Genomic DNA, 26,072 nt, shown 5'->3' on the forward strand with positions numbered 1-26,072 from the left:
CCCGTCGTTAAATCTGGCTCAACAGTCGTGCAGCGATCCTGTCTTGATGGTGTTCGCCCCGCGGCGGATCGTAGAAGGCGTCCGCACGGCCCGCGGGAGGAAGCCGGGCGTGGCCGTGCCGACGTGACCCGCCCCGCCCTGTTCAGCGCCTGGCTCCGCCACGCCGACTATCTGGAGACGACATGACCACCGTGCGCGTGAAGGCCTTCGACCACCTGGTCCTCAACGTCCAGGACGTCGAACGGTCCTTGGCCTTCTACCTCGGACTGCTCGGTCTGGAGCCCGTACGCGTCGCCGAATGGCGGCGCGGCCAGGCCCCGTTCCCGTCGGTGCGGATCACCGCGGAGACCATCATCGACCTCGTGGCCCATGCGCCCGAGGGGTCCAACGTCGACCACATCTGTCTCACCGTGGAACCGCTGGACTGGGACCAGGTCATCGCGTCGGGAACCTTCACCGTGCTCGAAGGGCCCGTGCAACGCTTCGGCGCGCGGGGCAGCGCGACCTCGGTCTACGTCCAGGACCCGGACGGCAACACCGTAGAACTGCGCTGGTACCCGCAGGACGTCACGCCGTGACCGGACCGAGGACGGAGGAGCACGCCGTGGCCCTGCCTAGGGCGGCGGTCCGGGTGTCCGTCCCGGACCGCCGCCCACTTGGAGCGGCTCAGTCGGCCAGTGGCAGGTACACGCGGTTGCCCGCTTCCGCGAACTCCCGGGACTTCTGGAGCATGCCCTCGGAGATCTCCTCGGCGGAGGCGCCGTCGGCCACGTCACCGCCGAACCGCTCGTTGATGTTGTGGCTGATCTTCATCGAGCAGAACTTCGGCCCGCACATGGAACAGAAGTGAGCCGTCTTGGCGGGTTCGGCCGGCAGCGTCCGGTCGTGGAACTCCCGCGCCGTGTCCGGGTCGAGGGCCAGATTGAACTGGTCCTCCCACCGGAACTCGAAGCGGGCGTCGGAGAGCGCGTCATCCCATTCCTGCGCACCTGGGTGGCCCTTGGCGAGGTCGGCCGCGTGGGCGGCGATCTTGTAGGTGATGACGCCCGCCTTGACGTCGTCACGATCAGGCAGGCCCAGGTGCTCCTTGGGCGTGACGTAGCAGAGCATGGCCGTGCCCCACCAGGCGATCATCGCGGCACCGATGCCGGACGTGATGTGGTCGTACGCCGGCGCGACGTCCGTCGTCAGCGGGCCGAGGGTATAGAACGGAGCTTCATCACAGATCTCCTGCTGAAGGTCGATGTTCTCCTTGATCTTATGCATCGGGACATGCCCCGGGCCTTCGATCATCGTCTGAACCTGAAAACGCTTCGCGACCGTGTTGAGTTCCCCGAGCGTCCTCAACTCCGCGAACTGCGCCGCGTCGTTGGCGTCCGAGATGGATCCCGGCCGCAGCCCGTCGCCGAGCGAGTAGGTGACGTCGTACGCGGCGAGGATCTCACAGAGCTCCTCGAAGTTCTCGTACAGGAACGACTCCTTGTGGTGCGCGAGGCACCAGGCCGCCATGATCGAGCCGCCGCGCGAGACGATGCCGGTCCTGCGGTTCGCGGTGAGCGGCACGTACGCCAGGCGCACGCCCGCGTGGACCGTCATGTAGTCCACGCCCTGCTCGGCCTGCTCGATGACGGTGTCCTTGTAGATCTCCCAGGTCAGTTCCTCGGCGCGGCCGTCCACCTTCTCCAGCGCCTGATAGAGCGGCACGGTGCCGATGGGTACGGGGGAGTTGCGCAGCACCCATTCGCGGGTGGTGTGGATGTTGCGCCCGGTGGACAGGTCCATGACCGTGTCGGCGCCCCAGCGGGTCGCCCAGGTCATCTTCTCGACCTCCTCCTCGATGGAGGACGTCACCGCGGAATTGCCGATGTTGGCGTTGACCTTCACCAGGAACCGCTTGCCGATGATCATCGGCTCGATCTCGGGGTGGTTGACGTTGACCGGCAGCACCGCCCGGCCGGCGGCGATCTCCTCCCGGACGACCTCGGGGGCGACGTTCTCGCGGAGTGCCACGAACTCCATCTCGGGCGTGATCTCACCGCGCCGCGCGTAGGCGAGCTGGGTGACCGCCTGCCCGGCCCGTCCCCTGCGGGGCTGACGCGGCCGGCCGGGGAAGACCGCGTCGAGATTGCGCAGCCCTCCGCGAGGGGCCGTGTGCTTGATCCCGTCGTCCTCGGGACGGACGGGACGGCCCGCGTACTCCTCGGTGTCCCCGCGGGCGATGATCCAGCTCTCCCGCAGCGGCGCCAGCCCCCTGCGGACATCGGTGTCGATGGTCGGATCGGTGTACGGGCCCGAGGTGTCGTACAGCGGCACGGACTGTCCGTTGGTGAGGTGCACCTGGCGAACCGGCACCCGCAGATCGGGGCGCGTGCCCTCGACGTACGCCTTGTGCCAGCCGATGGACTGCCTGTCCTGGCCGTCCGTGGACGACGGGGAGACCCCGTCCGCCCGGCTGACGGCAGGCGTGCGTACATCCTTGTCGGTCATGAGACCTACTCCCTACGCCGGCATTACCCGGTAACAGGTTCAGCGGTCGACGCAGCGGCTTCCGATCGCCGATGTTTCATGTGAAACATCGCGAAGACGGAGGTCAGCGCCCTCTCAGCCCGGTGCTCCGAGCTCCCGCGTGTGCAAAGGTGGCTCCACGCTAGCGTCATGTTTGGCGCGGTGAACAGAGGGCCCTTGACGTTCTTGCGATGATCGGGCGGTGACGACGAGCCGCCAGCACCCGTTCCCTCCCTCCGAGCCGCCGCGCCGTCCCGGCTCCGACGGCGGTCGCGGGCCGGGCCCCGGCAACGGACCCGGGCGTGAGCACGGGCACGGGTCTGAACACGGGCACGGACCGGAGAGCGACCATCACGGGCCCGGCGTGGGCCACGGCCCTGGTCCGCACCGCGGGCACGAGGAGCCAGTGAGCTCCGGGCACGGGCATTCCCACAGCCACGGTCCGGCCGCGCCGGTCTCCCGGCATCTGCGCAAGGTCATCGCAGCGGTGCTGATCCCCTTCGCGGCCGCGGTCGCGGTGGGACTGGTGGTGCTGTGGCCCGGCGGCGCTCCGGCACACGAGCGCACGGGGGTCGGCTTCGACCGGCAGACCCAGCAGGCGACGGTCACCAAGGTCGACCAGGTGGACTGCAAGTCCGTGAACGCCTCCTCGGGGGCCTCCTTGGGCGACACCTCCGCCGGCGGGGGCTCCGCCGCGCAGCGCCGGGCGGCGGGGGAATGCAAGAAGGCGACGGTCCGGATCGACACCGGAAAGGACAAGGGCCGCACGTTCACCGAGATCGTCCAGCCCGACCAGTCACGGCAGTTGCACCAGGGCGAGAAGGTCGTCGTCGCCTACGAGCCCTCCGCGCCCAAGGACCTCCAGTACTCGGTCACGGACGCGAACCGGAAGCTGCCCCTGACGCTGCTCTCCGTGATCTTCGCGCTGGTCGTGGTGGTGATCGGACGGATGCGCGGCATCATGGCGCTGGTCGCCCTGGCCATCAGCTTCATGATCCTGAACTTCTTCATCCTGCCCGCGATCCTTCAGGGCTCGAACCCGCTGCTCGTGGCCGTCGTGGGGTCCAGCGCCATCATGCTGATCGCGCTCTACATGTGTCACGGTCTGTCGGCCCGGACGTCCGTGGCGGTGGTCGGCACCCTGCTCTCCCTGATGCTGATCGGCCTCCTCGGCTCGGTCTTCATCGACTGGGCCGTGCTGACCGGCAACACCGACGACAGCACCGGCCTGATCCACGGTCTGTATCCGTCCATCGACATGAGCGGCCTGCTGCTGGCCGGTGTCATCATCGGTTCGCTCGGCGTCCTGGACGACGTGACGGTGACGCAGACGTCCGCGGTCTGGGAACTGCACGAGGCGAACCCCACGATGGGCTGGCGCGGCCTGTACCGCGCGGGCATCCGTATCGGCCGCGACCACATCGCCTCGGTCGTCAACACGCTCGTGCTGGCCTACGCCGGTGCCGCGCTGCCGCTGCTGCTGCTCTTCTCGATCGCGCAGAGCAGCGTGGGCACCGTCGCCAACAGCGAGTTGGTCGCCGAGGAGATCGTGCGCACGCTGGTCGGCTCGATCGGTCTGGTGGCCGCCGTGCCGGTGACGACCGCGCTGGCCGCCCTGGTGGTCGCCGCGGACCGCGAAGTGGGGGCGCCCGTCCCCGCCCAGCCCGCGGCCTCCAGGACCTCGGCACGGGGCGGCAAGGGACGTCGCCGCAAGCACTGACCGCCGTACGGAAGCGCTGAAACCATCCTGCACCGAAGCGCGTCGTGAGGAAGCGTTACGCCGCTCCGGGCCGGCCCCGGCCTCAGCCCGCGCTCTGCTCCTCGGTGAGGATGCGGTCGAGCACCGCGTCGAGCGAGGTGTCGAATCCTTCGAGGGAGCGTTCCTGCCCGAGCGGCACGAGCCTGTCCGTCCGATCGAGGAAGGCGACGAGCGGCGCGGTCCCGGACCGGAACAGCGCGTGATCGCCACCGACCTGAAGCCGGATCAGCACCTCCCCGAGCGCCTCCGGGTCGGCCGGCGCGATGTGCACATCCCCGTCACCGCAAGGCCTGCCCACTCCGTCGATCAGCAGTTCCCGCCCGAACACCCAGGTCACGGGCGCGTCGCCGGGCAAGTGGAAGGTCAACCGCACGGCGTACGGATCACAGGCTTCGTATCGCAGCTCGACGGGAATGCGGAAGGACAGCTCCTCGGACACGAGGAAGCTCATCATGACCTCTGCCTGCACCGACTCGCGCATCGCCTACCCCGTCGTTTGCCGTCCACCGGCCAGGTTCGTCCCACCTGACACTGCTGGAAATATTGCTCAACGTGCATGCTGGATTACAAGGAGTGATTTTTCAGATACTGATAGAGAAGGCGAGTGTTCCTAGCAGGCGTCCGACCTCGCCGTGCAGCTTCCGTGCCGCGGGCATCAGACGGTCGCCCTGGTGGGACGGGAGGGAGAAGGCCACGGCCGCGGCCGAACCGCCCACGGTGACCGGGATCGCGGCGCAGACCGTGCCCAGCGCGTACTCCTGCCGCTCGATCACCGGTTCCATCCGGCCCGTCCGTTCCAGGCGCCGCAGCAGCCGGTCCTCGTCACGCACCGTGTACGGGGTGAGCACCCGCACCGGGTAGCGGTCGAGGTGGTCACGGCGGGCCGTGTCGTCGAGCTGGGCGAGCAGACACTGGCCGACCGCGTGGGCGTGCCCGGTCTCGCGGAAGTCGGCCCATTCCTGGACCGCCGGGTTCGCCGCGCTGTCGACGACGCACACGACCTCGATCTCGCCCTCGCGGTAGACCGCGTAGTACATGGGCGCGCCGATCATGTCGCGCCAGTGCGCGAGGGTGTCCCGTACCGTGCTGCGACGTTTCTGCCGGGCTCCGCTGCTGCTGAGCCGCTCGGCGGCCTCGCCGAGGAAGAACAGCCCGCTGTCACGGCGCAGATAGCCCTCGTGGACCAGCGTGCGCAGCAGGTGGTAGGCGGTCGGCAGGGCCAGTCCCGCCTCGCGCGCGAGCTGTTTGGCGGGGGCTCCCTGCTCGCGTGAGGCCACGGCCTCCAGCAGACGCATGGCGCGCTGGACCGAGCCGATCAGCGTGGTGGCGTGGGAGTCCAGGGGAGCGGCTTCGGGCCCCGGGGCGGGGGTGCGGGCGAGCCGAGCCGTTCCCGCGGATGCCGCTGGGGAACCGGGCGGCGGCGAGGGTCTGGTGCGTGCGGAGGGCCCTTCCGCCGGCGCGGTGCGCCGGGCGGGTTCCGCCACCGTCGCGGTCCGGGGCGGCGCCGGCTCCCTGGGCGGGGCCGGCGGGCTGTGGGAGAACGGCGGCTCCCCCGGCGAGGTGCGCGGCTGGACCGGTGGAACGCGTGCCGCCGCGGGCGTGCCCGGTCGCCGGAAGGGTGGAGCGACGGATGGTGCGGGTGCGGTGTCGACCGTGGCCAAGGGGCACTCCGAAGAGCGAGGAGGACCGCCCGTGCGGGGAATCACGGGAGGGGGCTGTGCGCTGCCCGCGGGGTCGGCCCCGCGTCGGGTTCCGGACTCTAACGGCCCGTCACCGCTCATACGCGGCCTCAGCGGAAAACTTCCCCCGGCCGAGGGAACCTTGAGTTCCCTTTCCCCCTTCGCCGTTACCTGCCGCTCACCCTCTCGCGCCTCACCAGTCGCTGCGCGAGGAGGAACCCGACATGAACTTCCGCACGATGAAGATCAGTCCGCCGACCAGCGCGACGAAGACGAGCAGCTTGAAGAGGAGGCCGATGACGAACCCGACGACGGTCGCTATCAGACCGCCGAACACCACCAGGGCGATGACCGGCACCGCGACCCACTTCACCCACCACGGCATACCGCTGAAGATCTCCTGCATCGCCCTGTCCTTACCTCTCCTCGCCCGTGGCCCCGATGCCGGGACTCTGATTCCGGGTTCTCTTGTATCTCGCATCCGATGCTAGGCGGCGAAGGGGGCCGTGCGGTGGCCTCGCACCCCTTGTCCTCCCCTGACCGTCCCCCTAGGGAACCCTGAGACTCCCGGTCAGCTCTCGGGCGGAGAGAACATCACCAGGACCCGCAGATCCTCCGTGATGTGGTGGAACTTGTGGGCCACCCCTGCCGGTACGTAGACGACGCTGCCGCGGGCCACCTGGGTGGTCTCCAGGCCGACCGTGATCGACGCCCGCCCGCTGACCACGAAGTACACCTCGTCCTGGGCGTGCGGCTTCTGCGGGTCGGAGGAACCCGCGTCGAGCGCGTAGAGCCCGACCGACATGTTCCGTTCACGCAGAAACTGGAGGTACGCACCGTCGTTGGCGGCGCGTTCCGCCTCCAGTTCGTCCAGCCGGAATGCCTTCATCGCCCTCGTCCGCTCTCGTACACCACAGGCTGTGTCCACAGCCTCTTCTGGCCAGTCGATCTCTCTGCCACGATCAGACACATGAAGAATTTCGTAGTCAAGACGCTCGCCAACGCGGGGGCCCTGGCCGTCGCCGTCTGGCTGCTCGACAAGATCACCCTGACAGGTGACAGCACGGGCAAGAAGATAGCCACGCTCATCCTCGTCGCACTGGTCTTCGGGCTGGTGAACTTCCTGGTCAAGCCGATCGTGAAGGTACTGACCTTCCCGCTCTTCATTCTCACCCTCGGCCTGATCACCCTCGTGGTGAACGCCCTGATGCTGCTGCTCACCTCGTGGGTGGCCGACAAACTCGACCTGAGTTTCCACGTGGACGGCTTCTGGACCGCCGTCCTGGGCGGCCTGATCATCTCCGTCGTCTCCTGGGCGCTCAACGTCGTCCTGCCCGACAGCGACTGAAACGGCTGAGAGAGTCCCATGACCTACCGCGTCTGCTTCGTCTGCACCGGTAACATCTGCCGCTCGCCGATGGCCGCATCCGTCTTCCGTGCCGAGGTGGCACGGGCCGGACTCGACGAGCTCGTCGAGGTCGACAGCGCGGGCACGGGCGGCTGGCACGAGGGCGACGGAGCCGACGAGCGCACCGTCGCCGTGCTGGAGGCGGGCGGTTACGAGAGCGACCACGCGGCCCGGCAGTTCCAGGCCTCGTGGTTCTCCCGGCTCGATCTCGTCATCGCCCTCGACACAGGACACCTCAAGGCCCTGCGCCGCCTCGCGGGCAGTGCCGAGGACGCCGGGAAGGTGCGGCTGCTGCGCTCGTACGACCCCACCGCGGGCGAGGACCTGGACGTCCCCGATCCGTACTACGGACACCTGAACGGCTTCGAGGAATGTCTTGAGATGGTGGAGGCGGCGAGCCCTGGGTTGCTCGCCGCGGTACGCGAGCAAGTGGAAGGACCAGTGGCATGACGCCAGAGGATTTCGTCACGGCGGACAAGGACACCGGCCCCGCGGGCGGACACCCGGACACGCGGGCGGCGGTTCCGGGCGACGGCACACGGGCGGTACGAGCCGGACTGCCCGAGCCCGTCAAGTACGAGCCGACCCTTCCCGGCCCCGTCTTCGCCGCGCACTTCCATCTGCCCGGTGAGCCCACCGGCCCCTACACCTACGGCCGCGACGAGAACCCGACCTGGACGCTCCTGGAGCGCGCCATCGGCGAACTGGAGGCGCCCGGACAGGAGTCCGTGGAGACGCTCTCCTTCCCCTCCGGCATGGCCGCCATCTCCGCGGTGCTCTTCTCGCAGCTGCGGGCCGGTGACATCGTCGTCCTGCCCGACGACGGCTATCAGGTGCTTCCGCTGGTGCGCGAGCAGCTGACCGCGTTCGGCGTCGAGGTGCGCACCGCCCCCACCGCAGGCGATGCCCAGCTGGAGGTATTGGACGGCGCGAAGCTGCTGTGGATCGAGACTCCGTCCAACCCGGGTCTCGACGTCTGCGACCTGCGGCGCCTCGTGGCCGCCGCCCGCGCGCAGGGCACGCTCGTCGCCGTGGACAACACGCTGGCCACCCCGCTCGGACAGCGCCCGCTGGAGCTCGGCGCCGACTTCTCCGTGGCCAGCGGGACCAAGATGCTCACCGGTCACGGCGACATCCTCCTCGGCTACGTCACCGCCAAGGACGCGGCGCTGATGGCTCCGGTGCGACGCTGGCGCAAGGTCGTCGGCGCCATCCCCGGCCCCATGGAAGCCTGGCTGGCCCACCGCTCGCTCGCCACGCTCCAGTTGAGGGCCGACCGCCAGAGCGCCACCGCGCGGACGATCGCCGAGGTTCTGCGGGACCGGCCCGAGGTGACGGGGCTGCGCTACCCGGGACTGCCCGACGACCCCTCGTACAAGATCGCCTCGCAGCAGATGCGGCGCTTCGGCTGCGTGGTCTCCTTCACGCTGCCTTCGCGCGAACACGCGGAGCGCTTCCTCGACGCACTGCGCCTGGTGGACGACGCCACCAGTTTCGGCGGAGTGCGGTCCACGGCCGAGCGACGCGGCCGGTGGGGCGGCGACGCCGTCCCGGCCGGCTTCATCCGCCTCTCCGCCGGCGCGGAGGATCCCGAGGACCTGGTGGCGGACATTCTGCGGGCCCTGGACGCGTCCGCGGAATAGGCGCCCGCCGCGCGGGAACAGGACCCCCACTACGCACGACAGACGGTCCGAGCCTCCCCCCTCGTGGCTCGGACCGTCCCGGTTCTTTGCGCTAAGAACCGCGCGAACAAGGCTAGTTGACTCTGTGTCAGTGTCCAATCACGGTAGCGACAGCGACCTATCGACTTATTTATAGTTGAGGTTCACGCGGGGGTGCTGAAAGGGGAGAGGCACCATGGACTTGGCCTTGCTGCGCACGTTCGTGACGGTGCACCGGGCCGGATCCTTCACTCGCGCCGCCGCCCTCCTCGGCCTGTCCCAGCCGGCCGTCACCTCACAGATCCGCACACTGGAACGCCAGTTGGGGCGGCCCCTGTTCCTGCGCCAGGCCCGTGGCGTGACCCCCACGACCATGGGCGACGAACTCGCCCACAAGGCGGCGCCGCACCTCGACGCCCTCGTGGAGATCACCGGGACCGGTCTCGACGAGGACTCCTCCCTTCGCACGCTGCATCTCGCGGGACCGCCCGAGTTCACCGCGGAACGCGCGTTGCCCGCTCTGATGGGACTGACCGGGGACGACGGCCAGGGCTTCGCCCTGCGCGCCTCCTTCGGCAACGCGGAGGAGACCATGGAGGGGCTTGCCGCCGGACATCACGATCTGGCCATGACGACGGCCCAGCCACGGGGCGCGCTGCTCACCGCGACTCCACTCTGCGACGAGGAGCACGTCCTGGTCGCCGCTCCGCGCTGGGCCGCGGAGATCAGCCCGGGCAAACTCCGCCGCAGGGGCGCCCACACCCTGGAGAACCTCCCCGTCGTCGAGGTCCACGAGTCACTGCCGCTCGTCGCCCGCTACTGGGCCTCCGTCTTCGACTGCCGTCCCGCCGCCTCCGGCACGGTGATCGTCCCGGATCTCCGGGCAGTCCTCGCCTGCGCCGCCGCGGGAGCGGGTCTCGCCGTCCTGCCCCGATATCTCTGCTCCGACGCCATCGAGCGCGGGGACGTCGTGGCGCTCCTCGACCCCGTGGTGCCCCCGCTGCGTACGTACTTCCTGGTCGTACGGACCGGAACGCTGGCGATGCCGCACATCGCCCGAGCGCACGAATGGCTGCTGCGGGCGGCTTCCGACTGGAGCTGAGGCCGGCGCGCACACGGCGGCCGGGACATTCTTCGGGGTTTTCACGCGGAATCGCGGTCACCCGATGTTTCACGTGGAACCAGCCGGGCCACATTTCTCCCATGACCGTCCGACCCGTGGTCAAGCGCACCGCACGTGCCGTCCTGCTCGACGGCGACGACCTGATCCTGATCAAGCGCACCAAGCCAGGTGTCGATCCCTACTGGCTCACACCGGGTGGCGGGGTCGAACCGGAGGACACGACTGTCGTCGAAGCGCTCCACCGTGAGGTGCACGAGGAGCTCGGCGCCAAGATCGTCGATGTGGTGCCCTGCTTCGTCGACACCGTCGAGCACATCGGCGACGACGGCGGCGCGACCGGGGTGAAGGTCCAGCACTTCTTCGTCTGCCGGCTGGAGTCCATGGACCCGTCACTGCGCCACGGTCCCGAGGTGGACGAGCCCTGTGGCGAGTACGAGATCGTCCGCGTCCCGTTCACCCGGGTCGGCATCGCCTCCGTGCACCTCGTCCCCCTGTCGCTGAGGCACTATCTCGACGGAAACATCGAGGGCGTACGAGCCATGCACGCACCCGACCTGGGCTGATCCGGGCCAAAAGCCGGCAGGAGTGCGGGGAAAGCGGTGGACGGCAGGGGTTCGTCTCGGACAGCCTGGTCCGTGTGCCGACTTCTTCCGCCGCCCCTGTTCCGCCCATTCGCCGTCTGACGCCCCGCGACCTCGTCGCCTGCGCCGACCTGTCAGAGAACCGGGGCTGGCCCCGTGAGGAACACAAGTGGGGCCTGCTGCTAGCCGCCGGGAACGGATACGGGATCGACGACCCCGCCGGCGGTCTGGTCGCCGTATGCGTGGTGACGGACTACGGACCGCGTGAGTGTCCCGAACTGGCCGCGATCGGAATGGTCCTCGTCGCCGAGCGGCACGCGCGCCAGGGTGTCGGCCGCCGTCTGATGCGGCACCTCGTCGAGGAGCTGGGCAGCACACCGCTGACCCTGCACGCCACCCCGTACGGTCGCCCGCTCTACGAGGAGTTGGGATTCAAGGTCACCGGCCACGCGGAGATGGTCAGCGGGGTGTTCACTCCCGACGGCTCCGCACCCGGGGTCTTCACCCGCCCCGCCACGGCGGGCGATCTGGCTTCCGTCCTCCGGCTGGACGCGGAGGTCTTCGGCGCCGACCGCACCCACATGATCACGCGGCTGCCCGCCTTCGCGGACCAGCTGCGCGTGGCCGAGGAGAACGGACGGATCACCGGCTACGCGGCCGCCTGGCCCAATATGGCCACCCAGGTCGTAGGTCCCCTGATCGCCCGGGACACGGAGACGGCGAAGGCGCTCGTCTCCTCCCTCGCCGCGCACACCGCCCGGCCGCTGCGCACCGACATCGACGTCCGGCACGAGGATCTGCTGAGCTGGTTGAAGGACCGCGGACTGGCCAAGGTCGGCCTCAACGCGGTCATGACGCACAAGATCCCGGAGCTGCCCGGTGACTGGACCCGCCGCTTCGCACCGCTGACGGTGGCAGCCGGCTAGAGCTCTTCGAGTTCCTGGCGTTCCTGCCGTTCCTGGCGTTCCTGGCGTTCCTGGCGTTCCTGGCGTTCCGCAACAGCCTCGGGTACGCGCAGAGCGCCGGTCCCCCAGAAGCGTGGGGACCGGCGCATTCGGACCGTCGTACGGGCCTCGTCCGACGGGTGTCAGACGAGCGATTCGACGGCGGCGACGGCGAAGCCGTGATCCTGGTCGGGCATACCGCCGCCGACCCCGATCGCCCCGATCAGACGGCCGTCACGGTGGACCGGAACGCCACCCGCGATGAACAGCAGGGGACGGTCGAGCGCGGTCGGCAGGGTGTGGAAGAGGCCGCCGGGCTGCACCGCGTCGACGAGATCGGCCGTGGCCGCGTCGAGCTGGAGCGCCGTGTAGGCCTTGCGTGTGCTGGTCTCTCCCGAGATCAGCACGGCCCGGTCGTCGCGCCGGAAGGCGAGCAGGTGGCCGCCCGCGTCGAGGACGGTGGCGCTGATCCGGACACCTGCGGCTTCGGCGGCGCGCCGGGCCGCCGTGACGAGGACCTCGGCGTCCTCGATGCTCAGCGGGGCTACAGCGGTGGTGGTGCTCATCAGGGACTTCTCCTTGTGGGGGTGTTCTGTGTCGGGTCGGGGAACGTGCCGGATCGGGCCCGCCGCGAAACGGCCCTGGTCCCGCGGCGGGCCGATCCCGGTCAGTGGTGGACGGCGGTGCGGACTTCGGCGGGGACGCCCGAGGCGACCACGAGGCCGGTCCGGGACGTGCGGCGCTCCAGAGCGGCCGAGAGGAGCGCCAGGACGAGCGCTCCGGCGGCGAGAGCCGCGCCCACCCAGTTGGGGGCGGTGTATCCGAGGCCCGCCGCGATGACGACGCCACCGAGCCATGCGGAAAGGGCGTTGCCGAGGTTGAAGGCGCCGATGTTCACGGCCGAGGCCAGCGTGGGGGCGCCGTGCGCCTGGTCGAGGACGCGCTTCTGGAGGGGCGGCACGGTCGCGAAGCCCAGAGCGCCGATGAGGGCGATCGTGACGGCCGCCAGGACCTTGTTGTGCGCGGTGACGGTGAAGAGGGCGAGGACGACGGCGAGGCCGCCCAGAGACACGTACAGCATCGGCATCAGCGCACGGTCGGCGAACCTGCCGCCGATCAGGTTCCCACCGACCATGCCGAGGCCGAACAGGACCAGCAGCCAGGTGACGGATCCGTCGGCGAACCCGGCGACGTGCGTCATCATCGGCGCGATGTAGGTGACGGCCGCGAAGACACCGCCGAATCCGAGCACGGTCATCGCCATCGCGAGGAGGACCTGGACGTTCTTGAAGGCGGCCAGCTCGTGGCGCAGACGGACTCCCTCGGTCTTCGGCATCTCGGGGAGCAGCCTGGCGATGCCCAGGAGTCCGACGACACCGAGCGCGGCGACTCCCATGAAGGTGACGCGCCAGCCGGCGGACTGCCCGATCAGCGTGCCCAGGGGGACGCCGACGACATTGGCGACCGTGAGCCCGCTGAACATCATCGCGATGGCTCCGGCCTTCCTCTCGGGCGCCACCAGTTCGGCGGCCGCCACGGACCCGATCCCGAAGAAGGCACCGTGGGCGAGGGAGGCGACCACCCGGCCCGCGAACATCAGCCAGAAGGACGGAGCCACGGCGGAGATCAGATTGCCGAGGACGAACAGCCCCATCAGCACCATCAGCATCCGCTTGCGGGACACCTTCGTGCCGAGCGCGGTCATGATCGGCGCACCGATCACCACCCCGAGGGCATAGCCGGTCACCAGCAGTCCGGCCGTGGGGATGGAGACGCCGAAGTCTCCGGCGACCTCGGGCAGGACGCCCATGATCACGAACTCGGTCGTCCCGATTCCGAAGGCCCCGATCGCGAGGGCCAGAAGCGCGAGAGGCATGGTGGAGACACCTTCCAGAAGATTGCATGAGCGCTTTGCCTTCGCTCACAATAATTGCAGACGCGGGCTATATGCAACCGCAGACTATTGCGCCCGTGCCCTATCCTGGTCTCAGCCGCTCCGGGACGGAGGAAACGTCATGACAGCCACGGACCCCGCGCTCACCGCCCTCTCTCAGGGATGGTGCGCACTCTCCCTGCTGCACGGGAGGATCGAGGCCCACATCGAGCGGGCCCTGCAAGCCGCGCACGGGCTCAGCGTGCGGGAGTACTCCCTGCTCGACGTGCTCAGCCGGCAGCACGACGGCGAAGGCGGCCATCTCCAGATGAAGCAGGTCGCAGACGCGGTCGTCCTCAGCCAGAGCGCTACCACGCGGCTGGTCACACGTCTTGAGGACCGCGGACTGCTGGCCCGCTATCTGTGCCCCACCGACCGGCGCGGCATCTACACGAACGTCAGCGAGGCGGGACTGAAGCTCCTCGCCGAGGCGAGGCCCACCAACGACGGGGCCCTGCGCGAGGCGCTCGACGACGCGGCCGGGAACCCCGACCTGGCGCCGCTGGTCCGGGCCGTGGAGTCGGCGAGCGCACCCGTACACGCCGTGCCTTCCGTGGGCGTGTCCTCGTAGGCTGCCTTCATGGCTGATCTTGAGATACGTGCCGCGGCCGCCGACGACGTGCCCGCGATCGTCGCGATGCTGGCCGACGATCCGCTGGGTGCCCGCCGGGAGTCGCCCGAGGACCTCGCTCCGTACCTGGACGCCCTGGACCGGCTGAGCCGCGACCCGAACCAGCATCTGGTCGTCGCCGTCCGCGACGGCCAGGTCGTGGGAACGCTGCAACTGACCGTGATTCCCGGGCTGTCCCGCAGAGGGGCCACCCGCTCGGTCATCGAGGCCGTTCGCGTTCACGCCGACGAGCGCGGAAGCGGTCTGGGGACAGAGCTCATCGAGTGGGCGGTCGCGGAGTCCCGCCGTCAGGACTGTCGGCTCGTCCAGTTGACCTCCGACGCCTCCCGCACCGACGCCCATCGCTTCTACGAACGGCTCGGCTTCGAGGCCTCGCACATCGGCTTCAAACTCCCGCTCTGAGGTGTTCGCCGCGCACAGAACCAGGGGCCCTGTTTCACGTGAAACAGGGCCCCTCGTGTCCGGTGGCGCCTACCGGACTCCCCGCCAGCCTTCCGGGTCCACTCCACCGGGCACCGGAGCGGCCTCGTCGTACGGCTGCCGCGTGAACACGAACGAGCCGAGGTCCAGGTGGCTCAGAGAGCCGTCGGGCCGCCGTACGGGCCTCAGGAGCTCGCCCGCGTAGTAGCCGTCGAGCCCCGTCCATGTCCCGTCGCCGTTCGCCCGGAAGCGGGCGCCACGGCCGGCACCCTGGAGCGGGCCCAGCACCAGCCCTCCATCGGCCGGCAGCCGCAGCCCGAACGCCTGGGTCCCCCAGTACCACTGACCCGCCAACTCCATTGCGCCCTGGTCCACTTCGGCCATCGGGTGCCAGGGCTCGGGGATTCTCGGCTCCGCCTCGGCGACGATCCGCACCAGATCGGCGGCCACGGTGAACACCGGCGGTCCCGAGGTGCAGTTGGACAGCACGACCGCCGCCACGTCGTCCTCCACGCTGATCACCAGTCCGGCCAGAAAACCCGGCAGCGAACCGGAGTGCCCGACGAGGATATGGCCGTCGCGATGCACGATCTGAAGGGCGAACCCGTACGAGGAACCCGCCGCCAGCTCCGCGGTCTCCGGCGGGGCCGCCGGCGCACGCATCTCCCTGACGGACTCCGCGCTCAGCACCCGGTCGTCACCGTGTGCGAGGAAGGCCGCGAAGCGGGCCAAGTCCGCTGTGGTGGACCACAATTGCCCGGCCGGAGCCATCCTCCCGAGGTCCTCCGCGGGTTCGGGCATCATCGCGTCCGCCCAGGGATGGACGGCCCATCCCCCCGCGTGCGGTGCCTGCGGACCAGCGCTCGTACGATGCAGGCCGAGCGGTTCGAGGATCTCGCGGCGCAGCACTTCCTCCCAGGGGGCGCCGCGCAACTCCTCGACCAGTGCTCCGAGCACCGTGTAGCCGGGATTCGAGTAGTGGTACCGGCGTCCGACCGGATGCCGGAAGGGCTGCTCGCCGAGCACGTCGGCCAGTTCGGGACGCAGCGAACCGGAAGTGCGCTCCCACCACGGCGCGGGTGACTCGGCGGCCAACCCTGCGGTGTGGGAGAGCAGTTGGGAGATGGTGACCTCCCCCGCACCCGTGCCGGGCACATGCTTCTCCAGCGGGTCGCCCAGGTCCAGGACGCCCTCGTCGCGCAACCGCAGCACCAGAACGGCGGTGAAGGTCTTGGTGATGGAGCCGATCCGGTACTGCACGTTCTCGTCCGGACCATGACCGGACACCGAGGTCCGGGCCCCGTGCCACACCGCCTTCCCGCCCCGGACCACCGTCGCGACGAGGGACGGCGCCCGTCCCTCGCTCTGTGCCACGGCGATGCGGTGCAGCAGGGCCCGGCGCGTTCCGGGAAGGAGATCATCGTGGGATGTCGTCATGGCACCAGTCCACCCGTCCCGGCGCCGGACGTCGAGCGGATTGAACCGGTCCTGGCCCGCCGGGCCGGCGGATCAGGTCTGTGCCATGTCCACGAAGCGGGAGTAGTGGCCCTGGAAGGCCACCGTGATCGTCGCCGTCGGGCCGTTACGGTGCTTGCCGACGATGATGTCGGCCTCGCCGGCGCGGGGGGACTCCTTCTCGTACGCGTCCTCGCGGTGGAGCAGGATGACCATGTCCGCGTCCTGCTCGATCGAGCCGGACTCACGCAGGTCGGAGACCATGGGCTTCTTGTCCGTGCGCTGCTCGGGGCCACGGTTGAGCTGCGACAGCGCGATCACCGGCAGTTCGAGCTCCTTGGCCAGCAGCTTCAGGTTTCGCGACATGTCGGAGACCTCCTGCTGACGGCTCTCGGAGCGCTTGCCGCCGGACTGCATCAGCTGGAGGTAGTCGATGACCACGAGCTTGAGGTCGGCGCGCTGCTTGAGACGGCGGCACTTGGCGCGGATCTCCATCATCGACAGGTTCGGGGAGTCGTCGATGTAGAGGGGGGCCGCGGAGACGTCCGGCATCCGGCGTGCGAGCCGGGTCCAGTCCTCGTCCGTCATCGTGCCGGACCGCATGTGGTGCAGAGCCACGCGGGCCTCGGCGGACAGCAGACGCATCGCGATCTCGTTGCGGCCCATTTCGAGCGAGAAGATCACGCTGGGCATGTTGTGCTTGATCGAGCAGGCACGGGCGAAGTCCAGTGCCAGCGTCGACTTACCCATGGCGGGACGGGCCGCGATGATGATCATCTGGCCGGGGTGCAGACCGTTGGTGAGCGAGTCGAGGTCGGTGAAGCCGGTCGGTACGCCGGTCATCTCCCCCGAACGCGATCCGATCGCCTCGATCTCGTCGAGCGCGCCCTCCATGATGTCGCCGAGCGGCAGATAGTCCTCGGTGGTGCGCTGCTCGGTGACCGCGTAGATCTCGGCCTGGGCGCTGTTGACGATCTCGTCGACGTCGCCGTCGGCCGCGTATCCCATCTGGGTGATGCGTGTGCCGGCCTCGACCAGGCGGCGCAAGACCGCGCGCTCGTGCACGATCTCCGCGTAGTACTCGGCGTTCGCCGCGGTCGGGACCGTCTGGACCAGGGTGTGCAGATACGGCGCGCCACCGACCTTGGTGATCTCGCCGCGCTTGGTGAGCTCGGCCGCGACCGTGATGGGGTCGGCCGGCTCGCCCTTCGCGTACAGGTCGAGGATCGCTCCGTAGATGGTCTCGTGCGCGGGCCGGTAGAAGTCGTGACCCTTGAGCACCTCGACGACATCGGCGATGGCGTCCTTCGACAGGAGCATGCCACCGAGGACGGACTGCTCGGCGTCGAGGTCCTGCGGCGGCACCCGCTCGAACGACGAACCGCCGCTCTCCCAGGAATCGTTGTCCCGGTCGTGCTGCTCGTCGCGGCCGCGGCCTCCGTTCCCACGCCGGCGGGACGGGGGCAGACGATCGCTGGGGCCACTGTCCGCCCAGGGGTCGTCCAAGGGCTCGGAAATAGTCACCGAGCCACCTCCTCCCGTCCGCGGAGCGGACCTAGCAGTGCCTTTAATTTCTACGGCACGGCACTGACAAGTGAGCGGCCCGACTCCGCATCCCACGCGTCGGTTTTGCCTGCTTTCCGAGGCCGGAGAAGAGAACGGGCGCCGCACCACGTTAGGCCCGCGGGCACCGTCAGCCAATCTGGTTATCCACAGGCCATGTGGACGACGGCCCCGATGCTGTGGAGAACTCCTCGAAACCTGTGCACGACCCGGTGGACAGCCCTGTGAACAAGCCCTCAGGCCTTCTGAAGAACAGGCCCTGACCTGGCATTTTCCCATCCACCGGCTGTGCAGAAGAAAAACTTCCGCAACCGGCCCAAGATCGCCTCGAACAGTGCGCCAGAACACACCCCGCACGCGCGAAAGTAAGGGTCCTTCGCACTTTGCATCTCTTACCTGTGGAAGATTAGATTGATGCCCATGACACAGGCTCCCGCGGCACCCAGGGCCGCCCGACAGCGCCACGACCGAGAGATCGTCGCACTGGCCGTTCCGGCGTTCGGCGCGCTCGTGGCCGAGCCTCTCTTCGTGCTGGCCGACAGTGCCATCGTCGGCCATCTCGGCACCGCCCAACTGGCCGGTCTCGGTGTCGCCTCGGCTCTCCTCATGACGGCCGTGGGAGTCTTCGTCTTCCTCGCCTACGCCACGACGGCAGCGGTCGCCCGCAGGGTCGGCGCCGGAGATCTGCGGGCCGCGATCCGCCAGGGCATGGACGGAGTCTGGCTCGCCCTGCTCATCGGCGTGGTCGTGATCCTCCTCGCGCTGCCGACCGCGCCCTCTCTCATGGAGTTGTTCGGCGCCTCCGACGCGGCCGCACCGTACGCGACGACCTATCTGCGGATCTCGGTGCTCGGCATCCCCGCCATGCTCGTCGTGCTGGCCGCCACGGGGATCCTCCGTGGACTCCAGGACACGAGGACTCCGCTGTACGTCGCCGTCGGAGGCTTCGTCGCCAACGCGGTCCTCAACACCGTCCTCGTCTACGGCGCCGGCCTCGGCATCGCCGGCTCCGCCTGGGGCACGGTGATCGCCCAGTGCGGCATGGCCGCCGTCTATCTCCACGTCGTCCTGCGCGGAGCACGGAAACACGGCGCCTCCCTGCGGCCCGACGCCACCGGTATTCGGGCCTGCGCGCAGGCCGGCACCCCTCTGCTCGTCCGGACACTGTCGCTCCGGGCGATCCTGCTCATCGCCACGGCTGTCGCCGCACGGCTCGGGGACGCCGAGATGGCGGCCCACCAGATCATCCTGTCACTGTGGAGTCTGCTCGCCTTCGCGCTCGACGCGATCGCCATCGCAGGCCAAGCCATCATCGGGCGCTACCTCGGAGCGGACGACGCCCGGGGTGCCCGTGAGGCCTGCCGCCGCATGGTGCGGTGGGGACTCGTCACCGGGCTCGTCCTCGGCCTGCTGGTCATCGCGGCCCGGCCCCTGTTCCTCCCGCTCTTCAGCGGTGACCCGGGTGTACAGGACGCGGCACTGCCCGCTCTGGTGGTGGTGGCACTATCCCAGCCGATCTGCGGGATCGTCTTCGTGCTGGACGGCGTGCTCATGGGCGCGGGGGACGGACCGTACCTGGCCCGGGCCATGCTGCTCACCCTGGCGGTGTTCACCCCGGCCGCTCTGCTCGTTCCCGTTCTCGGCGGAGATCTGACCGCTCTGTGGGGCGCGATGACGCTGATGATGGCGATGCGGATGCTGACGCTGTGGCTGCGCTCCCGCTCGGGCCGCTGGATCGTCACCGGCGCGACCCGCTGACGTACATCCCGGCCGGCTCGACCCACGACGTACACCGTTCGTTCCACGGAAACACGGGACGACGGTTCGACGCGCGCCGACTGTTTCACGGGAAACACGGGCGACGGTTTCACGTGAAACGACGGTCTCCGGCATCCCCGTGCATCCGCGTGACGCACCCCAGGAACAAGCAGAAGGGCCGCACCCCGAGGGGTGCGGCCCTTCCTCTCAGCTATGCCGAGTGCTGCACTCAGGCAGCGACAACCTCGATGCTGACCTTCGCGGCAACCTCGGGGTGCAGACGCACGGACGTCTCGTGGGCGCCCAGGGTCTTGATGGGCGAGCCCAGCTCGATGCGGCGCTTGTCGACCTCGGGGCCACCGGAAGCCTTGATCGCCGAAGCGACGTCGGCCGGGGTGACGGAGCCGAAGAGACGACCGGCGTCGCCGGAGCGAACGGCCAGACGGACCTTGACACCTTCGAGGCGGGCCTTGATCTCGTTGGCCTGCTCGATGGTCGCGATCTCGTGGATCTTGCGAGCACGACGGATCTGCTCGACGTCCTTCTCGCCACCCTTGGTCCAGCGGATCGCGAAGTTCCGCGGGATCAGGTAGTTGCGAGCGTAGCCGTCCTTGACGTCGACGACTTCGCCAGCGGCACCGAGGCCGGAGACCTCGTGGGTAAGGATGATCTTCATGTGTCGGTCACCCTTCCTTTATCGCGCGGTGGACGTGTAGGGCAGCAGCGCCATCTCACGGCTGTTCTTCACAGCCGTGGCGACGTCACGCTGGTGCTGCGTGCAGTTGCCGGTCACGCGGCGGGCACGGATCTTGCCGCGGTCGGAAATGAACTTCCGCAGCATGTTCGTGTCCTTGTAGTCCACGTACGTGACCTTGTCCTTGCAGAACGCGCAGACCTTCTTCTTAGGCTTGCGCACAGGCGGCTTCGCCATGGTGTATCTCCTGTGTGATCAAGAAGTGGGAGTAACGGCCCACCCTCGGCCCTGAGGCCTAGAAGGGGGGCTCGTCCGAGTAGCCGCCGCCGGAGCCGCCGGAGCTTCCGCCCCAGCCGCCACCGCCACCGCCGCCGCCCTGGTTGCCACCGGCGGGAGCGCCGGTCGCCCAGGGGTCGTCGGCCGGAGCGCCGCCGCCCTGCGGGGCACCGCCGGAGCTTCCGCCCCAGCCACCGCCCTGCTGGCCGCTGCCCTGCTGGCCGCCGCCACCGCCGCCGTAACCACCCTGACCGCCGCGGCCCGTGGTCTTGGTGACCTTGGCCGTGGCGTTCTTCAGGCTGGCGCCGACTTCCTCTACGTCCAGTTCGTAGACCGTGCGCTTGACGCCCTGGTTGTCCTCGTAGGACCGCTGCTTCAGGCGGCCCTGCACGATGACGCGCATGCCGCGCTGGAGCGACTCGGCGACGTTCTCCGCCGCCTGACGCCAGACCGAGCAGGTCAGGAACAGGCTCTCGCCGTCCTTCCACTCATTGGTCTGACGGTCGAAGGTGCGGGGGGTGGACGCGACACGGAACTTCGCGACCGCCGCACCGGAAGGGGTGAAGCGCAGCTCGGGGTCGTCGACAAGATTGCCGACGACCGTGATGACGGTCTCGCCTGCCATGGGGGAACCTCTCGGCGGGTTTGCTGCTGGCTGCTGGTGCTACTCGATGCCCGAGATCAGCTGAGCTGGGAAGCTCAGTGGGTCTCGGGACGGAGGACCTTGGTCCGGAGGACCGACTCGTTCAGGTTCATCTGGCGGTCGAGCTCCTTGACGACCGCAGGCTCGGCCTGCAGGTCGATGACCGAGTAGATGCCCTCGGGCTTCTTCTTGATCTCGTACGAGAGACGACGACGGCCCCAGGTGTCGACCTTCTCCACCTTTCCGGCGCCCTCACGGACGACGGAGAGGAAGTTCTCGATCAGGGGGGCGACAGCGCGCTCCTCCAGATCGGGGTCGAGGATGACCATCACTTCGTAGTGACGCATGTGGAACCCACCTCCTTTGGACTCAACGGCCACGGTCGTTCCGTGGCAGGAGGGTTGTGATGCGTACGCAACGGTATCGGCCGCCACTGACAACGGGCCCGCCGATCGGTGAACCGAGCGGCAATCCCTGTCGTGACCTGGCGTTGAGCCTGGGCAGACACCGGTGCAGAGGGTACAGACTACCTGCACACCCGCTTCCGGTTGAAATCCGACCGGGTTGGCCGTCAATCTGTACACATCGGGTGTGTATGGCGCTACGATGCGCCGCCTTCCGCAGGAGGTGCCCTATGGCACAGACAATGCGTCCCAGTACCACCGGCTCACTCTTCGCCACGGACGGCAAGCCTCATCCGCTCCAGGACACCCTGCTCGTGGTGACCCTGGTGTGCGGAGTCCTGGCCTTCGTCACGTCGATGTTCCACAGCCTCCATCTGCTCAGCTCATGGGCCGGTCTGGTCGGGATCCTCGCCGGTGCCTACGGCCAGTTCATCTCCGAGACGACCCGGGAACGCTTCGGCCTGATCGTCGGACTCGGTCTCTCGGGCGTCGGTTTCTACCTCGGCCTGGCCCACGGAGGCCTCTTCGGCGGTGTGATCTGAGTCGAACGTCCGTTTTCCCCTGACCCGGGGGCGGCTCGCACCCCGCCCCCGGGTCCCAGGTTCCATACGGCCATTCGGGCCGCTCGCAGGGCGCAGTAGGCTTCGGCGCGAGAGCCGGAGCCCTTGTACCCATGGGGACACACCAGCCCGAGGAGCGCCCCGAATGAGCCTGACCCTGAGGACCATCAGCCGCGAGCAGCATCTGGCATACATCCAGAGCCTGCCCGCGGCCAGCCACATGCAGGTCCCCGCATGGGCGGACGTGAAGGCGGAGTGGCGCTCCGAGAGCCTTGGATGGTTCGACGAGAAGTCCGGCCAGATGGTCGGCGCGGGTCTGGTGCTCTACCGCCAGCTGCCCAAGATCAAGCGTTACCTCGCCTATCTGCCCGAGGGCCCGGTCATCAACTGGTTCGCGCCGAACCTCGACGACTGGCTCCAGCCGATGCTCGCGCACCTCAAGCACCAGGGCGCCTTCTCCGTGAAGATGGGCCCGCCCGTGATCATCCGGCGCTGGGAGGCCACGTCCATCAAGGGCGGCATCCAGAACCCGGACGTCAAGCGCCTGCGTGACATCGAGGCCGACTTCATCGAGCCGCGCGCCTTCGAGGTCGCCGACAAGCTGCGCCGCATGGGCTGGCAGCAGGGCGAGGACGGCGGTGCCGGCTTCGGCGACGTCCAGCCCCGCTACGTCTTCCAGGTGCCGCTGGCCAATCGTTCCCTCGAAGAGGTCCACAGGAACTTCAACCAGCTGTGGCGCCGCAACATCAAGAAGGCCGAGAAGGCCGGCGTCGAGGTCGTCCAGGGCGGTTACCAGGACCTGGAGGAGTGGCAGCGGCTGTACGAGATCACCGCGCTCCGCGACCACTTCCGGCCGCGACCGCTCTCGTACTTCCAGCGCATGTGGACGGCCCTCAACACCGAGGACCCCAACCGCATGCGGCTCTACTTCGCGCGGCACGAGGGAGTGAACCTCTCGGCGGCGACGATGCTCGTCGTCGGCGGACACGTCTGGTACTCCTACGGCGCCTCGGACAACATCGGGCGCGAGGTGCGGCCCTCGAACGCGATGCAGTGGCGCATGCTGCGCGACGCGTACGCGCTGGGCGCCACCGTCTACGACCTGCGCGGCATCTCGGACTCGCTGGACGAGACCGATCACCTCTTCGGTCTGATCCAGTTCAAGGTGGGCACGGGCGGAGAGGCCGCCGAGTACCTCGGCGAGTGGGACTTCCCGCTCAACAAGCTGCTCCACAAGGCTCTCGACATGTACATGTCCCGCCGCTGACCCGTCCGGAGCCGCTTTCCGGGCAGCCGATCGGGCCCTGATCGCATCCCGGGCCGCCGAACCGGCCCGGGACGGCCCCATCGGCCCGGCGAATCGGCGACAATTCCTTTTCATACCTCTGATACACCGCAGCCACGAGAAAGGTTCCGGGACCGGCCATGGCGCTCACGCTCTACGTCGACACCGCGCGCTGGCGGGCACACCACAAGCAGGTGTCCGAGCAGTTTCCGGGGCTCGTCCCCGTCTGCAAGGGCAACGGCTACGGCTTCGGCCACGAACGGCTCGCGGACGAGGCCACCCGCCTGGGTTCGGACATCCTCGCCGTCGGCACCACGTACGAGGCCGCCCGGATCAAGGACTGGTTCGGCGGCGATCTGCTGGTCCTGACGCCGTTCAGGCGCGGCGAGGAGCCCGTTCCGCTGCCCGACCGCGTCATCCGCTCCGTGTCGTCCATCGACGGCGTGTACGGCCTCGTGGGCGCCCGTGTCGTCATCGAGGTGATGTCCTCGATGAAGCGGCACGGCGTGAGCGAGGACGACCTGCCGCATCTGCACTCCGCCATCGAGAACGTCCGCCTGGAGGGCTTCGCGATCCACCTACCGCTGGACCGCACCGACGGCTCGGACGCCGTCGAGGAGGTCATCGGCTGGATGGACCGCCTGCGCGCCGCGCGGCTGCCGCTGCACACGATGTTCGTCAGCCACCTCAAGGCCGAGGAACTCAGGCGGCTTCAGCAGCAGTTCCCGCAGACCCACTTCCGCGCCCGCATCGGCACGCGGCTGTGGCTGGGGGACCACGACGCCACCGAGTACCGCGGGGCCGTCCTGGACGTCACGCGCGTCTCCAAGGGCGACCGCTTCGGCTACCGGCAGCAGAAGGCGGCCTCGGACGGCTGGCTCGTGGTCGTCGCGGGCGGCACCTCGCACGGGGTGGGCCTGGAGGCGCCCAAGGCCCTGCACGGCGTCATGCCGCGCGCCAAGGGCGTCGCGCGCGCCGGCCTCGCGACGGTCAACCGGAACCTTTCTCCGTTCGTCTGGGCGGGCAAGCAGCGCTGGTTCGCCGAGCCCCCGCACATGCAGGTCTCGATCCTCTTCGTGCCCCATGACGCCACGGAGCCGAAGGTCGGCGACGAGCTGGTGGCCCATCTGCGGCACACCACCACGCAGTTCGACCGGGTCGTCGAGCGCTGACCCCGGCTCCGGCCCGCTCCGGAGCAACGAGAAGGCCGTACACGGACACCGTGTACGGCCTTTCGTCTGACGCCTGCCCGCCCTGTTCGCTCAAAGCGAACGCTCTCCGGACGCGGGATCCTCCCGCCGGCCGTCCTGCGGGAACCCGTCGAAGTGGGCCGCGTGCCGCGGCGGATGCGCGGCCGGGCCGAGGACGAAGACGTCCTCCGCGCCGTCGAGGATCCCGCCCGAGGGATCGTCCTCGCCGCCGCGGCGCACCACGTCGTGCTCCGGCAGGAAGATGTCCCGTACGACCAGCGCGCACAGGTACAGCGTCCCCAGCAGGTGGACGGCGATGGCGACCTGGTACCCGTCGGTCGGCAGCCCCTTGTGGGCGTCGCCGCTGGTCGTGTACGCGAGGTACATCCAGATGCCGAGGAAGTACGCGACCTCGCACGCCTGCCAGATCAGGAAGTCCCGCCAGCGCGGCCGGGCCAGCACCGCGAGCGGCACCAGCCAGAGCACGTACTGCGGCGAGTAGACCTTGTTGGTGAGGATGAAGGCCGCGACGATCAGGAAGGCGAGCTGGGCGAAGCGGGGACGGCGGGGGGCGGTCAGCGCGACGGCGCTCAGACCCGCGCAGATGATCACCATCAGGACCAGCGCCCAGGTGTTGGCGGTGTCGGGCGTGATCGCGATCTTCAGCCACTGCGAGACGAACAGGAACACCGAACCGAAGTCGACGCCGCGGTCGTGGCTGAAGCTGTAGAACTTCGCCCAGCCCTCGGGCGCCAGGTACATGACGGGAAGGTTCACGGCCAGCCAGGCGCCGACGGCGCCGAGCAGCGCCGTACCGAACTCACGCCATCTGCCGGTGCGCCAGCACAGCAGGAAGAGCGGCCCGAGAAGCAGGAACGGGTAGAACTTGGCGGCCGTGGCGAGCCCGATCAGCACACCGAAGGCCAGGGGCCGGCCGCGGGACCACATGAGCATCGCGGCGGCCAGCAGGGCCACCGCGAGGAGGTCCCAGTTGATCGTGGCCGTGAGCGCGAAGGCGGGCGCCAGGGCGACCAGGAGGCCGTCCCAGGGACGCCGGCGCTGGGTGCGGGCGGTGCACACGGCGATGACCGCCGCGCACACCATCAGCATCCCCGCGTTGACCATCCAGTAGACCTGCTCCTGGTGCTGGATGCTCCCGCCGCCCGGGGTGAGCCAGGCCGCCACCTCCATGAACACACCGGTCAGCACCGGGTACTCGAGGTAGTCCATGTCGCCGGGGATCTTGTCGAAGTACGGCACGAGGCCGTCGGCGAAACCGCGCCCCTGGTAGAGGTGCGGGATGTCCGAGTAGCAGGCGTGCGTGTACTGCGAGCTGGCTCCGAAGAACCACCCGCCGTCGTAGCAGGGCAGCTTCTGGACCATCCCGAGGGCGAACATGCCGATCATCACCAGGGCGACGACCCGCACGGGCGTCCACCAGGACGTCCCGAGCAGGGCCCGCCTCCCGATGGGCCCGCCGATCAGCTCACTGCCGCCGGCGGCGACCTCGTCATCCCTGGTCGGCCGCACCAGCTCCGGCTCGTGAACGCTCGCTCGCGTCGTCTCTGCACTGGGCATGCCGCACATCCTGCCGTACGTG

Annotated in this window: 29 protein-coding genes; 14 read left to right on the forward strand and 15 right to left on the reverse strand. The window is 69.1% G+C overall.

Translation table 11 applies throughout. The features are described from left to right. The first annotated feature begins 182 nt into the window (after positions 1–182). Positions 183–578 carry a VOC family protein gene (locus ACZ4AA_RS20410; protein ID WP_467603757.1) on the forward strand — a complete coding sequence of 132 codons (396 nt, stop codon included), beginning with the start codon at positions 183–185 and terminating at the stop codon, positions 576–578. 88 nt (positions 579–666) lie between these two features. On the opposite strand, the gene thiC is transcribed toward ACZ4AA_RS20410, so the two are convergent. Next, positions 667–2,487, reverse strand: a complete 1,821-nt coding sequence (gene thiC, locus ACZ4AA_RS20415) for a phosphomethylpyrimidine synthase ThiC (protein WP_467603761.1) — start codon at positions 2,485–2,487, stop codon at positions 667–669. 220 nt (positions 2,488–2,707) lie between these two features. Between thiC and ACZ4AA_RS20420 the strand changes: the two genes are divergently transcribed. Next, positions 2,708–4,225: a YibE/F family protein gene (locus ACZ4AA_RS20420; RefSeq protein ID WP_467603765.1), complete on the forward strand. Its 1,518-nt coding sequence runs from the start codon at positions 2,708–2,710 to the stop codon at positions 4,223–4,225. Between the two features lie 82 nt (positions 4,226–4,307). Here the strand turns inward: ACZ4AA_RS20420 and ACZ4AA_RS20425 are convergent, their stop codons facing one another. The 4 genes from ACZ4AA_RS20425 to ACZ4AA_RS20440 all read right to left on the reverse strand — a co-directional run bounded on the left by ACZ4AA_RS20425 (position 4,308) and on the right by ACZ4AA_RS20440 (position 6,832). Continuing rightward, positions 4,308–4,745, reverse strand: coding sequence for an SsgA family sporulation/cell division regulator (locus tag ACZ4AA_RS20425; protein WP_467603768.1), 438 nt, complete (start codon positions 4,743–4,745; stop codon positions 4,308–4,310). 100 nt (positions 4,746–4,845) lie between these two features. Continuing rightward, the gene (locus tag ACZ4AA_RS20430) at positions 4,846–5,604 is read right to left on the reverse strand and encodes an IclR family transcriptional regulator (protein WP_467604370.1); all 759 of its coding nucleotides are present in this window, start codon (positions 5,602–5,604) and stop codon (positions 4,846–4,848) included. Positions 5,605–6,136: 532 nt separating this feature from the next. Then, positions 6,137–6,349, reverse strand: a complete 213-nt coding sequence (locus ACZ4AA_RS20435) for a DUF5326 family protein (RefSeq protein ID WP_151471011.1) — start codon at positions 6,347–6,349, stop codon at positions 6,137–6,139. 165 nt (positions 6,350–6,514) lie between these two features. Continuing rightward, positions 6,515–6,832, reverse strand: coding sequence for a cupin domain-containing protein (locus tag ACZ4AA_RS20440; protein ID WP_467603772.1), 318 nt, complete (start codon positions 6,830–6,832; stop codon positions 6,515–6,517). An 81-nt stretch (positions 6,833–6,913) separates the two neighbouring features. On the opposite strand from ACZ4AA_RS20440, the gene ACZ4AA_RS20445 reads away from it, so the two are divergent. The 6 genes from ACZ4AA_RS20445 to ACZ4AA_RS20470 all read left to right on the forward strand — a co-directional run bounded on the left by ACZ4AA_RS20445 (position 6,914) and on the right by ACZ4AA_RS20470 (position 11,642). Next, positions 6,914–7,291, forward strand: a complete 378-nt coding sequence (locus ACZ4AA_RS20445) for a phage holin family protein (protein WP_467603775.1) — start codon at positions 6,914–6,916, stop codon at positions 7,289–7,291. Between the two features lie 18 nt (positions 7,292–7,309). Continuing rightward, positions 7,310–7,801: a low molecular weight protein-tyrosine-phosphatase gene (locus ACZ4AA_RS20450; protein WP_467603781.1), complete on the forward strand. Its 492-nt coding sequence runs from the start codon at positions 7,310–7,312 to the stop codon at positions 7,799–7,801. Continuing rightward, positions 7,798–8,994: a cystathionine gamma-lyase gene (locus tag ACZ4AA_RS20455; protein ID WP_467603788.1), complete on the forward strand. Its 1,197-nt coding sequence runs from the start codon at positions 7,798–7,800 to the stop codon at positions 8,992–8,994. The genes ACZ4AA_RS20450 and ACZ4AA_RS20455 overlap by 4 nt, the downstream gene beginning before the upstream one ends. Positions 8,995–9,208: 214 nt before the next feature. Beyond that, positions 9,209–10,114 (forward strand): LysR family transcriptional regulator, encoded by a 906-nt coding sequence (locus ACZ4AA_RS20460; RefSeq protein WP_467603792.1) that lies wholly within the window; start codon positions 9,209–9,211, stop codon positions 10,112–10,114. Between the two features lie 101 nt (positions 10,115–10,215). Beyond that, complete coding sequence (locus tag ACZ4AA_RS20465; protein ID WP_365478884.1) at positions 10,216–10,698, forward strand: NUDIX hydrolase; 483 nt, start codon at positions 10,216–10,218, stop codon at positions 10,696–10,698. 74 nt (positions 10,699–10,772) lie between these two features. Then, complete coding sequence (locus ACZ4AA_RS20470; RefSeq protein WP_467603799.1) at positions 10,773–11,642, forward strand: GNAT family N-acetyltransferase; 870 nt, start codon at positions 10,773–10,775, stop codon at positions 11,640–11,642. On the opposite strand, the gene ACZ4AA_RS20475 is transcribed toward ACZ4AA_RS20470, so the two are convergent. From ACZ4AA_RS20475 to ACZ4AA_RS20485, 3 genes are all read right to left on the reverse strand, one after another. Beyond that, positions 11,639–11,770, reverse strand: coding sequence for a hypothetical protein (locus tag ACZ4AA_RS20475; RefSeq protein WP_467603803.1), 132 nt, complete (start codon positions 11,768–11,770; stop codon positions 11,639–11,641). The genes ACZ4AA_RS20470 and ACZ4AA_RS20475 overlap by 4 nt on opposite strands. A 33-nt stretch (positions 11,771–11,803) precedes the next feature. Beyond that, the gene (locus tag ACZ4AA_RS20480; protein WP_467603809.1) at positions 11,804–12,226 is read right to left on the reverse strand and encodes a GlcG/HbpS family heme-binding protein; all 423 of its coding nucleotides are present in this window, start codon (positions 12,224–12,226) and stop codon (positions 11,804–11,806) included. 101 nt (positions 12,227–12,327) lie between these two features. Beyond that, on the reverse strand, positions 12,328–13,536 hold the full coding sequence (locus ACZ4AA_RS20485; protein ID WP_467603813.1) for an MFS transporter: 1,209 nt from the start codon (positions 13,534–13,536) through the stop codon (positions 12,328–12,330). A gap of 139 nt (positions 13,537–13,675) precedes the next feature. Between ACZ4AA_RS20485 and ACZ4AA_RS20490 the strand changes: the two genes are divergently transcribed. Together ACZ4AA_RS20490 and ACZ4AA_RS20495 are read left to right on the forward strand one after the other, a co-directional pair. Next, entirely contained in the window at positions 13,676–14,164 is a 489-nt protein-coding gene (locus ACZ4AA_RS20490; protein WP_467603818.1) for a MarR family winged helix-turn-helix transcriptional regulator, read from the forward strand. 9 nt (positions 14,165–14,173) lie between these two features. Further along, complete coding sequence (locus tag ACZ4AA_RS20495) at positions 14,174–14,626, forward strand: GNAT family N-acetyltransferase (RefSeq protein ID WP_467603824.1); 453 nt, start codon at positions 14,174–14,176, stop codon at positions 14,624–14,626. 69 nt (positions 14,627–14,695) lie between these two features. On the opposite strand, the gene ACZ4AA_RS20500 is transcribed toward ACZ4AA_RS20495, so the two are convergent. Together ACZ4AA_RS20500 and dnaB are read right to left on the reverse strand one after the other, a co-directional pair. After that, complete coding sequence (locus tag ACZ4AA_RS20500; RefSeq protein ID WP_467603830.1) at positions 14,696–16,081, reverse strand: serine hydrolase domain-containing protein; 1,386 nt, start codon at positions 16,079–16,081, stop codon at positions 14,696–14,698. Positions 16,082–16,153: 72 nt separating this feature from the next. After that, a complete protein-coding gene (gene dnaB, locus ACZ4AA_RS20505) occupies positions 16,154–17,623 on the reverse strand; it encodes a replicative DNA helicase (RefSeq protein WP_467603834.1) in 1,470 nt (489 codons plus the stop codon). 459 nt (positions 17,624–18,082) lie between these two features. Between dnaB and ACZ4AA_RS20510 the strand changes: the two genes are divergently transcribed. Next, entirely contained in the window at positions 18,083–19,420 is a 1,338-nt protein-coding gene (locus ACZ4AA_RS20510; RefSeq protein ID WP_467603840.1) for an MATE family efflux transporter, read from the forward strand. Between the two features lie 229 nt (positions 19,421–19,649). Here ACZ4AA_RS20510 and rplI read toward each other — a convergent pair whose 3' ends face one another. The 4 genes from rplI to rpsF form a co-directional block, all read right to left on the reverse strand. Next, entirely contained in the window at positions 19,650–20,096 is a 447-nt protein-coding gene (rplI, locus tag ACZ4AA_RS20515) for a 50S ribosomal protein L9 (protein WP_328450525.1), read from the reverse strand. 18 nt (positions 20,097–20,114) lie between these two features. After that, on the reverse strand, positions 20,115–20,351 hold the full coding sequence (gene rpsR, locus ACZ4AA_RS20520) for a 30S ribosomal protein S18 (protein ID WP_003949403.1): 237 nt from the start codon (positions 20,349–20,351) through the stop codon (positions 20,115–20,117). A gap of 58 nt (positions 20,352–20,409) precedes the next feature. Further along, entirely contained in the window at positions 20,410–21,015 is a 606-nt protein-coding gene (locus tag ACZ4AA_RS20525) for a single-stranded DNA-binding protein (protein ID WP_467603848.1), read from the reverse strand. Between the two features lie 74 nt (positions 21,016–21,089). Then, positions 21,090–21,380, reverse strand: a complete 291-nt coding sequence (gene rpsF / locus ACZ4AA_RS20530) for a 30S ribosomal protein S6 (RefSeq protein WP_037615007.1) — start codon at positions 21,378–21,380, stop codon at positions 21,090–21,092. A 287-nt stretch (positions 21,381–21,667) separates the two neighbouring features. Here rpsF and ACZ4AA_RS20535 point away from each other — a divergent pair, with 287 nt between their 5' ends. From ACZ4AA_RS20535 to ACZ4AA_RS20545, 3 genes are all read left to right on the forward strand, one after another. Beyond that, complete coding sequence (locus ACZ4AA_RS20535; protein ID WP_467603857.1) at positions 21,668–21,979, forward strand: hypothetical protein; 312 nt, start codon at positions 21,668–21,670, stop codon at positions 21,977–21,979. A 163-nt stretch (positions 21,980–22,142) separates the two neighbouring features. Continuing rightward, positions 22,143–23,264 carry a lipid II:glycine glycyltransferase FemX gene (locus tag ACZ4AA_RS20540; protein ID WP_467603862.1) on the forward strand — a complete coding sequence of 374 codons (1,122 nt, stop codon included), beginning with the start codon at positions 22,143–22,145 and terminating at the stop codon, positions 23,262–23,264. A gap of 158 nt (positions 23,265–23,422) precedes the next feature. Continuing rightward, positions 23,423–24,454, forward strand: coding sequence for an alanine racemase (locus tag ACZ4AA_RS20545; protein WP_467603867.1), 1,032 nt, complete (start codon positions 23,423–23,425; stop codon positions 24,452–24,454). Positions 24,455–24,544: 90 nt separating this feature from the next. On the opposite strand, the gene ACZ4AA_RS20550 is transcribed toward ACZ4AA_RS20545, so the two are convergent. Next, a complete protein-coding gene (locus tag ACZ4AA_RS20550) occupies positions 24,545–26,059 on the reverse strand; it encodes a glycosyltransferase family 87 protein (RefSeq protein WP_467603871.1) in 1,515 nt (504 codons plus the stop codon). Positions 26,060–26,072 lie beyond the last annotated feature (13 nt).

Source organism: Streptomyces sp. NPDC024698, from assembly GCF_055559015.1.